Raw genomic sequence first — 11,059 nt, 5'->3', positions numbered from 1 at the left:
CGCCGTTCCTGGCACCCCAATTTGGCGACCGGTTTCCGGCACGGCGCGCGGCGGGCCCGGCTCCGCCCGGTGGGCCTTGGTTGCGCCGGGCCATCGGTGATCGGGTGCGTGGCGCGGGGCTCGGTGCCTGGGCACGGGCGGGCGGGAACCGACCACCCGCCGGCCCCACGCCAGGTCCGGCCTCAGCCGGAGCCGGCCTCGCGGTGCAGGCGGCGGAGCTCGCGCATGGCGGCGACGGCGCGGTCGCGGTCGATGGCTTGGATGGCGAGCATCGGGACGTACTCGTCGGCGGGGAGCTCGAGACGGGCCCATGCGGCGCCGTCCGGGAAGCTGACGCGCCGCACCACGTCCCAACCGTAGCGGCGGGCGCCGAGGAGGTTGCGCACCTCGATGCCCTCGGCGTCGGCGCGCACCCGGGGCCAGGTGGACCAGAGGGCCCCGGCGGCGAGCAGCAGGCCGATCCCGATCATGGCCACCTGGTCGGAGGTGTGGAAGACGACACCGGTGTCGCTGCGCTTGAGGAGCACGGCCACCACGACGAACACGGCCACGAAGACCACGGCGAGGATGCCGGCGAGCACCCGGATCCGGCGCGGCCGGAAGATCACCTGGGTCACGCGGGGCCTCGCAGGCCACGCAGCACGAGCGCGGCGTCGAGCGCCGCCACGCAGGCCTCGAACCCCTTGTCCTCGGCCGAGTCCGGCAGCCCGCAGCGGTCGAGCGCCTGCTGCTCGTCGTTGACCGTCAGCACGCCGTTGCCCACCGGGGTGGACTCGTCGAGCGCCACCCGGGTCAGCCCGGCGGTGACCGAGTCGCAGACGTACTCGAAGTGCGGGGTGCCGCCGCGGATCACCACGCCGAGGGCCACCACCGCGTCGTGCCGGCGGGCCAGCTCCTGGCACACCACCGGCAGCTCCATCGCGCCGGCCACCCGGACCACGGTCGGCTCGGCGATCCCGGCCTGCTTGGCGGCGACCAGCGCGCGGTCGAGCAGCGTGCCGGTGATCTTCGTGTGCCACCGGGTGGCCGCGATCGCCAGCCGCAAACCCTTGCCGTCCGGCACCTCCAGTTCCGGACGCCCCGATCCGCTCACGACAGCTCCGCCTCGTCCAGCTGGTCGAGGAAGGCCAGCTCGTGCCCCATCCGGTCGCGCTTGGTGCGCAGGTAGCGCAGGTTCTCCGGGTTGGGCCGGATGGGCAGCGGCACCCGGTCGACGATGGTGAGGCCGTAGCCGTCGAGGCCGATCCGCTTGGCCGGGTTGTTGGTCAGCAGGCGCATCGACTTGACGCCGAGGTCGACCAGGATCTGCGCGCCCTGCCCGTAGTCCCGGGCGTCGGCCGGCACGCCGAGCGCCAGGTTGGCGTCCACGGTGTCCAGGCCGTCGTCCTGCAGCTGGTAGGCGTGCAGCTTGTGGATCAACCCGATACCGCGCCCCTCGTGGCCGCGCATGTACAGCACGACGCCCCGGCCCTCGGCGGCAACGGCCTCGACGGCGGCGTCCAGCTGCGGCCCGCAGTCGCAGCGCAGCGAGCCGAACACGTCGCCGGTGAGGCACTCGGAGTGCACCCGGACGAGCACGTCCTCGCCGTCGCCGATGTCGCCGTACACCAACGCGATGTGCTCGATGCCGTCCAGCAGGCTGTCGTAGCCGATGGCCCGGAACGTGCCGTGCGCGGTGGGCAGGCGGGCCTCGCCGACCCGGACCACCTGCTTCTCGGTGCGCCGCCGGTACTTGATCAGCTCGGCGATCGAGATCAGCGGCAGGTCGTGCTCGGCGGCGAACACCTCGAGCTCGTCGCGCCGGGCCATGTCGCCTTCGTCCTTCTGCGACACGATCTCGCACAGCACGCCGGCGGGTCGCAGGCCGGCCATCCGGGCCAGGTCGATCGCCGCCTCGGTGTGCCCCGGCCGGCGCAGCACGCCGCCTTCCTTGCCGCGCAACGGAACCACGTGCCCCGGGCGGGTGAAGTCGGTCGCCTTGGAGTCGGGGTCGGCCAGCAGCCGGATGGTGTGCGCGCGGTCGGCGGCGGAGATGCCGGTGCTCACGCCGTCCCTGGCGTCCACGGTGACGGTGTACGCGGTGCCCCGGCGGTCCTGGTTGGTGTGGTACATCGGCGGCAGGTCGAGTCGGTCGCAGTCGGACTCGGTGAGCGGCACGCAGATGTAGCCCGACGTGTAGCGCACCATGAACGCCAGCAGCTCCGGCGTGGCCTTCTCCGCGGCGAAGATCAGGTCGCCCTCGTTCTCCCGGTCCTCGTCGTCGACGACGACGACCGGCCGCCCGTCGGCGATCGCGGCGACCGCACGCTCGATGGTGTCGAAATCAGTCACCGGCCGGCCTCCCTCGGCTCGAGGTGTGGTGAGACCAGTCTCTCCACATACTTCGCCAGCACATCCACTTCGAGGTTGACGATGTCGCCGGGTTGCTTGATGCCCAGGGTGGTGAGCTCGAGCGTGGTCGGGATGAGCGCGACCGAGAACTCCTCGTCGGAGACCTCCACCACGGTCAGCGAGACGCCGTCGACGGTGACCGAGCCCTTCTCCACCAGGTAGCGCGACAGGCCCGGCGGCAGCGCGAACCGGGTGAGCCCGGCCTCGTCGCGGGACAGCAGCACGCCGGTGCCGTCCACGTGGCCCTGGACGATGTGCCCGCCGAGCCGGTCGCCGAGCGCCGCCGCCCGCTCCAGGTTCACCCGGTCACCGACGTGCGCCTTGTCCAAGCTGGACCGGCGCAGCGTCTCGTGCACCACGTCCACGGTGAACGATCCGGCGGCCACCTCCACCACGGTCAGGCACACGCCGTTGACCGAGATCGAGTCGCCCGGCCGCGCGTCGGAGGTGACGACCGGGCCGTGCACGGTCAGGTGCGCGGAGTTCGGCCGGGCTTCGACCGCCGTGACCTCCCCCAGCTCCTCCACGATCCCCGTGAACACCTGTGCCTCCTCTAGTCCCGGCCGGCCGCCGCCGCGGCGAGATCCCGGAGCACGGCCACCATCGTGGCCGGGTCGTCCGCGCCGTACACCGCCGAGCCGGCGACGAAACAGTCCACCCCGGCCTCCGCCGCCTGCTCGATCGTCTCCTCGTTGATCCCGCCGTCGATCTCCACCAGCACGCTGAGCTCGCCGCTGTCCACCAGCCGCCGGGCCGCACGCACCTTGTCGAGCACCTCGGGGATGAACCGCTGACCGCCGAAACCGGGTTCGACGGACATCACCAGCAGGGTGTCGTAGTGCCGGAGCACCTCGATATACGCCTCGAGCGGGGTCTTCGGTTTAATCGCCAGCCCGGCGAGGGCCCCGGCGGCGCGCAGCTCGTCGGCGATCCTGAGCGGATCGTCGGCCGCTTCGATGTGGATGGTCACGTTGTGGGCGCCGGCCTTGGCGTACCGGACCGCCCAGGTGTCCGGATCGTCGATCATGAGGTGGCAGTCGAGCGGGATGTCGGTCACGCCGAGCAGTGCCTCCACGACCGGCAGCCCGATGGTGAGGTTGGGGACGAAGTGCGCGTCCATCACGTCGACGTGCAGCCACTCGGCCCCGCGCACCGCCGCCACCTCGTCGGCGAGCCGGGCGAAGTCGGCCGACAGGATGCTCGGCGCGATCATCGGTCCTCCGGTCACAGTCCGAGCTTAGGCCGTACGGACGGGCGCCCAGTACAGCGGCGATTGGGCCGTGAGCTAGGTCTCCTCGTCCAGTCGGCGTTTCTCGCGCGCGGCCCGGCGCTGCTGCTCGGCGCGCTCCCGGCACCGGCGCAGGAACTCCGCGTCGTCCTCGGGATTGGCGGCGACGTGCCGGCCCGGGCGGTCGTACTCCGGGTAGGGCGGCGTCGAACGCTGCGGCGAGGCCCACCCGCGGCCCGTCTGCGGGCGGCCGGCGACCAGCCAGACGATCGAGCCGACCGTGGGCAGCAGCAGCACGATCAGCAGCCAGCCCATCTTGGGGAGGTTGCGCACCTCCCACTCGCTGGAGGTGATCACGTCGATGATGCAGAAGATCCACAGTGCCAGCACGAGCAAGCCGAGCCCACCGATGATCGGCATAGCTGTCCTCCCAGTCCGCCCAGAGCCGGCGGACAGTATGGCAGCTCAGCCGAAGCGCGCGAAGGTTCTGGTGATCTCGGTGCGGGACGCGTCCGACGCCAGCAGCAGGTGCAGCAGGATCCGCGCCTTGTACGGGTCGAGGAAGCCGGACGGGATCAGGCCGCGGCCGATCAGGTCCACCTCCGAGCCCGGGTAGGAGTAGGTGTGGGTGAGCATCGCGCCGGCGCCCGCGCGGGAGGCGAGCACCACCGGCATGCGGGCGGCGACGTCGGCGAGCACGGGCACCACCGGCTCGGGCACGTGGCCGGCGCCGACCCCGGCGAGCACCAGCCCGTCGAACCCGTCGACGCAGCGCAGCAGCGCGCCGTCGTCGCCGAGGGCCGTGGGCACGACGCCGACCCGCACCTCGGTCACCCGCGGGCCGACGGGCAGGCAGTGCCGGGCGCCCGGGGTGGTCAGCAGCCGCGGCTCGCCCTCCACGACCAGTCCGAGCGGGCCGAAGCCGGGCGAGACGAACGCGCCGGTGCTCGCCGTGTGGGTCTTGCGCACCAGCCGGGCGGCGTGCACCTCGTCGGCGAACACGACGAGCCCGCCGAGGCCCCGCGCGGCCGGGCTTGCCGCCACCCGGATCCCGGCGAGCAGGTTGGCCGGGCCGTCCGGGCCGGCCAGGCTGGGGTGCCGCATCGCGCCGGTCACCACCACCGGCGTGTCGCCCGGCACGGTGAGGTCGAGGAAGAAGGCGGTCTCCTCGATGGTGTCGGTGCCCTGGGTGATCACCACGCCGGTGCCGCCGGCGGCGATCTCCTCCCCGATCGCCGACACCAGCGTGGCCAGGTGCGCGAACGTGATCGACGGGCTGGGCAGCGAGAACAGGGTCCGTGCGGTGATCTCGAGGTCCAGCTCGGCCAGCCCCGGCACGGCGGCCAGCAGGTCGTCGGCGGTCAGGGTGGGCACGACCCCGCCGCCGGCGTCGGGCGTCATCGCGATGGTGCCGCCCATGGCGATGACGGTGATCCGCTTGGTCACGCGGACTCCCGGCGTGGGGGTCGTGAGTCTTTTGTGGTGCGACAACCCATGAAGAGACTCACGACACCTCCACCAGGTCGAGCAGCGGCTCCCAGGGTTCGGCGGCCGAGTCGGCGATCAGCACGCCGGCCGCGGCGAGGGTGGCAAGGTGGCCGGCCCAGGCCGGGTGCCGGCGCTGGTTCTCGTCGGCCTGCGGGCACACGACGACGGGCACGGCCGGCGCCCCGACCGCCTCGCCGAGCGCGGTCATGGCCTGGTTGTCGGCGATCCCCAGGGCCAGCTTGGCCAGCGAGTTGGCGGTGGCCGGGACGAACAGGAAAGCGTCCGGCATCGGGTACGGCTTGGGCTGGCTGGGCAGCCGCGACTGGCTGCGCACCGGCAGCTCGGTCAGCGCCTGCAACCGGTTCAGCTCCCCGACGGCGTCCAGCCAGCGCGCGGCGATCGGCGTCACCGTGATGGCCAGCCGCCAGCCCCGGCGCACCGCGGGCTCGGCCACCTCGACCCGCAGCCGGGCGTCCATCCCCCCGCCCGCGGACGCCACCAACCCGAGGGTCCTCATCGCAGTGCTTTCCGCGAGTCTGTGCGCACGCAATCGCGCCGGCAGGGCCATTTCGAGCCATTGCTCCGGTCGTCGGCCGCGGCCCGGCCACCGCGATAGCGGGCCTTCGGCCGAGGGCGCGCCCGGTGGTCGCCTCGGCTGCCGCGACCTCCTCCCGCGGATTTGCTCATTTCCGGAGCAGCGCGCAGAACATGGCGTCGGTGCCGTGCCGGTGCGGCCAGAGCTGCACGTACGGTCCATCGTCCACATCGGACACACGGGGGAAGTGCTCCCTGGCGTCCAGCGCGGTGACGCCGGTGCGGCGGACCACGTCGGCCACCACGCCGACGGTCTCGGCCAGGTGCGGCGAGCAGACCACGTAGGCCACGACGCCGCCGGGACGGACCAGCGACACGGCGGCCAGCAGCAGCTCGCGCTGCAGCCGGGTCAGGCCGCCGACGTCGGACGGCTGGCGCCGCCACCGCGCCTCCGGCCGGCGCCGCAGCGCGCCGAGGCCCGTGCACGGGGCGTCGACCAGCACCCGGTCGTACGCGCCGGCCGGCAGCCCGGAGTCGCGGCCGTCGGCGACGTGCACGCGCACCGGCAGGCCCTCGGTGATCTGCTCGACCAGCCGGGCCCGGTGCGGCGCCTTGTCCACCGCGTCCAGCGTGCCGCCCGCCATGCCGGCCAGCGCGCCGAGCAGCGCCGCCTTGCCGCCGGGCCCGGCGCACAGGTCCAGCCAGCGCCCGTCCGGACCGTCGAGCGCGGGCCGGGTCAGCGCGAGCGCGCACAGCTGGCTGCCCTCGTCCTGCACCGCGGCCAGCCGCTCACGCACCGGGTCCAGGTAGGCCGGATCGCCGGCGCCGGCCGCCAGCCGCACCCCGTACGGCGAGTACGGCGCCACCTCCCCGCCGGTCCTCGCGGCCAGCTCCGCGGCGCTCACCTCGCCCGGCCGGGCCACCAGGTGCACGGTCGGCCGCTCGTTGTTGGCCGCAAGCGCGGCGGCAAGCTCCTCGCCGGTGCTGCCGAGCGCGTCGGCGTAGGCCCTTGCCACCCAGCGCGGATGCGCGGTGCGCACGGCCAGGTGGCCGACCGGGTCCTCGGCGGGATCCGGGGCCAGCCGGTCGATCCACTCCTGCTCGCCGTGCTCGGCCACCTTGCGCAACACGGCGTTGACGAACCCGGCGACCCGGGAGCCCTGCTCCCCGCGCACGAGGTCCACCGTGGAGTCGACCGCGGCGTGCGGCGGGATCCTGGTGCGCAGCAGCTGGTAGCCGCCGAGCCGCAGCGCGTCGAGCAACTCGGGCTCCACTTTGGACAGCGGACGGTCGACGCACTCGGCGAGCACCTGGTCGAGCAGGCCGGCCATCCGGCAGGTGCCGTAGGCCAGCTCGGTGGCCAGCGCCGCGTCCCGGCCGGTGATCCGCCGCTCCCGCAGCAGCTGGGGCAGCAGCAGGTTGGCATAGGCGTCGCGGTGCCGCACCGCGCGCAGCGTGTCCAGCGCCGCCCGGCGGGCCGGGTCCTCCACCGGCGGGCGGCTCGGCTGCCGGAACCGCCGCGGCGGATGCGGGGCGCGCGGCCGGGAAGGCCGGCCGGAGCGCCGGCTGGGCTGGGTCATGTCAACCGCTCCCCCGGCTCGACCCGCACGCCGCGCGCCCAGTCGGTCGCCGGCATCCGCTTCTTGCCCTGCGCCTGCACCTCGCCGAGCCGGACCGGCTGGCTCGCGGTGCCGGCAAGCACCCGGCGCCGCTCGACCCGCAGCTCGCCCGGCTCGAGCCGGAAACCGTCCACAAGCGACACCGGGCCGAGCTTGACCCGCTCGCCGCGAAACTCCGCCCAGGCGCCCGGATCCGGGGTCATCGCCCGGATCAGCCGGTCGACGGCCATGGCGGGGGCGGAGAAGTCCACCCTGGCATCGTCCGGGGTGACCTTGGGCGCGTAGCTGACCCCGTCGCCGGCCTGCTCGACCGGTTGCAGCGTGCCGTCCTCAATACCGTCCACTGTGGACAGCAGGAGCCGCGCGCCGGCCTCGGAAAGCCGGTCGAGCAGGTCTCCTGCGGTGTCGTGCGGCCGCACCGGCTCGGTCAGCACGCCGTACACCGGCCCGGCGTCGAGCTCCCTGACGATGCGGAACGTGCTCGCCCCGGTGATCTCGTCGCCGTTGCGCACCGCGGCCTGCACCGGCGCCGCGCCCCGCCACGCCGGCAGCACCGAGAAGTGCAGGTTGATCCAGCCGTGCTTGGGGATGTCGAGGGCCTTCTGCGGCAGCAGCGCGCCGTAGGCCACCACCGGGCAGCAGTCCGGGGCCAGGTCGCGCAACCGGTCGAGGAACTCCGGATCGGAGGCCTTGCGCGGGGTGAGCACCTCGAGCCCGTGCTCGTCGGCCAGCGCGCCCACCGGCGAGCGCTGCAGGTGCCGCCCCCGCCCGGCCGGCGCGTCCGGCCGGGTGACCACGGCGAGCACCTCGTGCCGGTCGGACTCGAGAAACGCCCGCAGCGACGGCAAAGCCGCCGCCGGCGTCCCCGCGAACACCACCCTCATGAACGAGCCGCCTTTTCCGCGAACAGGCGCAGTGGTCGCCATGACTGCCGCGACGCCATCTGGCTACCGCCTCCCGCCGAACAGCGGATGGGGATCCTCTTTGATCACCGGCACCCGCCCATCGAACCAGTCGGCCTCGCGGATGGCCTTCATGGCCGCCTTGCGGGTCTCGGGGTCCAGCCGGTCGACGAACAGCACCCCGTCGAGGTGGTCGGTCTCGTGCTGGATGCACCGGGCCAGCATCTCGCTGCCCTCGATCTCGACCGGCTCGCCGTGCATGTTCCAGCCGCGGGCCACCACGTTGAGGTGCCGCCGGCAGTCCCAGTACATGCCGGGGATGGACAGGCACCCCTCCTCGCCGTCCTGGTACTCGTCGCCGAGCGCGGTCCAGGTCGGGTTGACCAGATGGCCGGCCGCGCCGTCGCAGTGGTAGGTGAACACCCGCAGACCGACACCCAGCTGGGGCGCGGCGAGCCCGGCGCCGTTGCGCGACTCCATGGTGTCCCACAGGTCCCGCACGAGCGTGGCCAGCTCCTTGTCGAAGTCGACCACCTCGACGGCCGGCGTGCGCAGCACCGGATCGCCGAAGAGCCGGATCGGCTGAACGGTCACGGATCTCCCTCGTGTGTGATGGACGGCGGCGCCCAGTCTAGGTGTCACACCACGACGAGAGCGGACACCTCTGTACATGGAGACCATGACCGGCACCTCCACGTCCGACGCCGAGCTCTGGCGCCGCGCGGCCGGCGGCGATCACGCCGCGTTCACCGCGCTGTTCGAGCGGCACGCGGGCGCGGTGTGGAACCACGCCTACCGGCTCACCGGCTCGTGGACGCTGGCCGAGGACGTCGCGGCGAACACGTTCCTGGCCGCGTGGCGCAAGCGGCGCGAGGTCACGCTGGTCCGGGACAGCGCGCTGCCCTGGTTGTACGCGGTGGCCGGCAACCTGGTCCGCAACGAGCACCGGCGCTCCGGGCGGTTCCTGCGCGCGCTGCGCCGGCTGCCGGCCGAGGGCAGCTGCGCCGACCACGCCGACGCGGTGGCCAGCCGGGTCGACGACGACCGGCGGATGCGGTCGGTCCTCGCCGCCGCCGGCGCGCTGCCCCGGGCCGAGCGCGAGGCGTTCGAGCTGTGCCTGCTCGGTGAGGTCTCCATCGCCGACGCCGCCGCGGTCCTCGGCGTCGCCGAGACCAACGTCAGGGCCAGGCTGTCGCGGGCACGGGCCCGGCTGCGCACCCATCTCGAGGAGGAGTCGTGAACCTGGATCTTCCCCCGCGCCGCGAGCTGCCGTTCGAGGTGCTGACCCGGATGCGAGCCCGGGTGCTGGCGGGCCTGACCGAGCCGCCGGCCGGCCGGCTCGTCAACCTCCGGGCCCCGCTGGCCGCCGCGGCGGGCGTCGCCGTGCTCGCCGCAGGCGCCGCGATCGTCGCCCAGTCCACGGCCGGTTCCGGGGAGGGGGACGGCGTGCTCGCCACCCCACCGACGACGTCGCGCAGCTCGATCCCGCGCCGCCCGACGTCCAGCCGGCCACCCGGCGTCGCGCCGACACCGCTGCCGATCCCGCCGCTGGACCAGGCCAGGGCCGCCGAGGACCTGGACCGGTGCGCGGCGGTGGCCGCCGCCAGCCCAAGGGCGCACGAGTTCGCGCCACGGCAGGCCTGGCAGCCGGTCTACGCCGTTGAGCTCAACGGCCACCGGATCACCGCCTACCGCGAGGGCGGCGGCCGGCCGATGTTCTGCGACACCACGGCCACGACGGCGACGGTGTCCGACCCGAGCGCGGAGCCGATGACGATGATCGGGCGGCCGCCCGGCGGGTCGACGGTCGTCGACCTCTATGGGCTCTACCTGTCGCCGGCCGGCGTGCTGGCCGGCGTGCTGCAGGGCGCCGCCCGGCTCGACTGCGAGGTGGGCACGTTGGTCAGCTCCACCGGCGGGTTCGAGTTCCAGGGCCGGACCGAGCGGGCGAGCGTGCAGGGCATCCAGTTCGTGGTGCACGTCGGCACGCTCAAGGATGGCGACGAGATCGTCAGCACCGTCTACGACGCCAACGGCACCCCGCTGTCCAGCGGCGGGTTCCGGTTCGAGCGGGCCAGGGTCCGCCCGGTCGGCGCGACGGCGGTCGACCGGCCCCGCTAGATCAACTCGAGCGGATCGAGCTGGACCCGGACCGGGTCCAGCTCCTTCCGCGCGGTGCGCACGGCCTGGGTCGCGGCCAGCGCGGCGGCCAGGGCCCGGCCGTCCGAGCGCGGCACCCTGAGCAACGCACGCTCCCGCTCGGACTGTCCACTGTGGTCAGCCTCGCCGAGCGGGACCGGGCCGAGGATCTCGCCGGACTCCGGTAGCTCCAGCTCGTCGAGGAACGCCGCGACCGCGTCCGGCACCCCGTCCACCGAGGCCATCCGCGCGGCCGGCGGGAAGCCCAGCTCGGTGCGCGCGGCCAGCTCCTGGCCGGCGTGCCACGCCGGGTCCCAGCGCACCAGCGCCTGCACCGGTTGCAGAGCCGACTCGGCCATGACGACCACCCGGCCGCCGGCGCCGGCCGGCCGGACGAGCGCGGCCGCGGCCATCCACCTGCGCAGCGCCTCCTCGCCGGCCCGCAGGTCCGCCCGGCCGAGCAGGGCCCAGCCGTCCAGCAGCAGCGCGGCACCGTAGCCGGCCGCGGCCACCGGCTCGGCGCCAGGGGTGGCCACCACGAGCGCAGGCTTGGCGTCCACTTCGGACAGCACGTGGCTGCCGCCGGAGGACAGCACCGGGACGTCCGGGAACGCCCGGCCGAGCTCCTCCGCGGTCCGCTTCGCGCCGACCACCACCGCCCGCAGCCGGCGCCCCCCGCAGGCCCCGCACCGGAACAGGGCGTCCGGCGCGCCGCACCACCGGCAGTACGGTGCCGCCGCCTCGGTGCCGGCGCGCAG

13 protein-coding genes and 1 pseudogene are annotated in these 11,059 nt (G+C 74.2%); 2 read left to right on the top strand and 12 right to left on the bottom strand.

Translation table 11 applies throughout. The annotated features are described in order from the left end of the window. Positions 1–182: 182 nt before the first annotated feature. From VGX25_RS23935 to def, 11 genes are all read right to left on the bottom strand, one after another. Positions 183–617, bottom strand: a complete 435-nt coding sequence (locus VGX25_RS23935) for a PH domain-containing protein (protein WP_326920131.1) — start codon at positions 615–617, stop codon at positions 183–185. Further along, positions 614–1,093 carry a 6,7-dimethyl-8-ribityllumazine synthase gene (ribH, locus tag VGX25_RS23930; protein WP_326920130.1) on the bottom strand — a complete coding sequence of 160 codons (480 nt, stop codon included), beginning with the start codon at positions 1,091–1,093 and terminating at the stop codon, positions 614–616. Before ribH ends, VGX25_RS23935 begins: the two co-directional genes overlap by 4 nt. Further along, positions 1,090–2,331, bottom strand: a complete 1,242-nt coding sequence (locus tag VGX25_RS23925) for a bifunctional 3,4-dihydroxy-2-butanone-4-phosphate synthase/GTP cyclohydrolase II (RefSeq protein ID WP_326920129.1) — start codon at positions 2,329–2,331, stop codon at positions 1,090–1,092. Before VGX25_RS23925 ends, ribH begins: the two co-directional genes overlap by 4 nt. Then, positions 2,328–2,933, bottom strand: a complete 606-nt coding sequence (locus tag VGX25_RS23920; RefSeq protein ID WP_326920128.1) for a riboflavin synthase — start codon at positions 2,931–2,933, stop codon at positions 2,328–2,330. Before VGX25_RS23920 ends, VGX25_RS23925 begins: the two co-directional genes overlap by 4 nt. A gap of 11 nt (positions 2,934–2,944) precedes the next feature. Next, a complete protein-coding gene (rpe, locus tag VGX25_RS23915) occupies positions 2,945–3,604 on the bottom strand; it encodes a ribulose-phosphate 3-epimerase (protein WP_326920132.1) in 660 nt (219 codons plus the stop codon). A gap of 72 nt (positions 3,605–3,676) precedes the next feature. Continuing rightward, positions 3,677–4,039 (bottom strand): PLD nuclease N-terminal domain-containing protein, encoded by a 363-nt coding sequence (locus VGX25_RS23910; RefSeq protein WP_326920127.1) that lies wholly within the window; start codon positions 4,037–4,039, stop codon positions 3,677–3,679. 45 nt (positions 4,040–4,084) lie between these two features. Then, entirely contained in the window at positions 4,085–5,065 is a 981-nt protein-coding gene (locus VGX25_RS23905; RefSeq protein ID WP_326920126.1) for an asparaginase, read from the bottom strand. Between the two features lie 58 nt (positions 5,066–5,123). After that, the gene (locus VGX25_RS23900; protein WP_326920125.1) at positions 5,124–5,624 is read right to left on the bottom strand and encodes a flavoprotein; all 501 of its coding nucleotides are present in this window, start codon (positions 5,622–5,624) and stop codon (positions 5,124–5,126) included. Positions 5,625–5,790: 166 nt separating this feature from the next. Next, positions 5,791–7,221 (bottom strand): RsmB/NOP family class I SAM-dependent RNA methyltransferase, encoded by a 1,431-nt coding sequence (locus VGX25_RS23895; RefSeq protein WP_326920124.1) that lies wholly within the window; start codon positions 7,219–7,221, stop codon positions 5,791–5,793. Further along, the gene (gene fmt, locus VGX25_RS23890; protein ID WP_326920123.1) at positions 7,218–8,144 is read right to left on the bottom strand and encodes a methionyl-tRNA formyltransferase; all 927 of its coding nucleotides are present in this window, start codon (positions 8,142–8,144) and stop codon (positions 7,218–7,220) included. Before fmt ends, VGX25_RS23895 begins: the two co-directional genes overlap by 4 nt. A 63-nt stretch (positions 8,145–8,207) precedes the next feature. Then, positions 8,208–8,756 carry a peptide deformylase gene (gene def / locus VGX25_RS23885; protein WP_326920122.1) on the bottom strand — a complete coding sequence of 183 codons (549 nt, stop codon included), beginning with the start codon at positions 8,754–8,756 and terminating at the stop codon, positions 8,208–8,210. Between the two features lie 85 nt (positions 8,757–8,841). Between def and VGX25_RS23880 the strand changes: the two genes are divergently transcribed. Both VGX25_RS23880 and VGX25_RS23875 read left to right on the top strand, forming a co-directional pair. Further along, positions 8,842–9,402 carry an RNA polymerase sigma factor gene (locus VGX25_RS23880; protein WP_326920121.1) on the top strand — a complete coding sequence of 187 codons (561 nt, stop codon included), beginning with the start codon at positions 8,842–8,844 and terminating at the stop codon, positions 9,400–9,402. Further along, on the top strand, positions 9,399–10,283 hold the full coding sequence (locus VGX25_RS23875) for a hypothetical protein (RefSeq protein WP_326920120.1): 885 nt from the start codon (positions 9,399–9,401) through the stop codon (positions 10,281–10,283). The genes VGX25_RS23880 and VGX25_RS23875 overlap by 4 nt, the downstream gene beginning before the upstream one ends. Here VGX25_RS23875 and VGX25_RS23870 read toward each other — a convergent pair. Continuing rightward, positions 10,280–11,059, bottom strand: a pseudogene (locus tag VGX25_RS23870) (primosome assembly protein PriA); the annotation flags it as partial. The gene VGX25_RS23875 and the pseudogene VGX25_RS23870 sit on opposite strands and share 4 nt — an antisense overlap.

This window comes from Actinophytocola sp., from assembly GCF_035942955.1.
Taxonomy (GTDB): Bacteria; Actinomycetota; Actinomycetes; order Mycobacteriales; family Pseudonocardiaceae; genus DASYTH01.
Note: the sequence above shows the minus strand (reverse complement) of the source record. Positions and strands in the feature narration are given on the sequence as shown.

Excerpts from the sequence above, each read along its gene's own strand:
- rpe (WP_326920132.1), bottom strand. The coding sequence starts at position 3,604 with ATGATCGCGCCGAGCATCCTGTCGGCCGACTTCGCCCGGCTCGCCGAC.
- VGX25_RS23910 (WP_326920127.1), bottom strand. The coding sequence starts at position 4,039 with ATGCCGATCATCGGTGGGCTCGGCTTGCTCGTGCTGGCACTGTGGATC.
- VGX25_RS23900 (WP_326920125.1), bottom strand. The coding sequence starts at position 5,624 with ATGAGGACCCTCGGGTTGGTGGCGTCCGCGGGCGGGGGGATGGACGCC.
- VGX25_RS23895 (WP_326920124.1), bottom strand. The coding sequence starts at position 7,221 with ATGACCCAGCCCAGCCGGCGCTCCGGCCGGCCTTCCCGGCCGCGCGCC.
- fmt (WP_326920123.1), bottom strand. The coding sequence starts at position 8,144 with ATGAGGGTGGTGTTCGCGGGGACGCCGGCGGCGGCTTTGCCGTCGCTG.
- VGX25_RS23880 (WP_326920121.1), top strand. The coding sequence starts at position 8,842 with ATGACCGGCACCTCCACGTCCGACGCCGAGCTCTGGCGCCGCGCGGCC.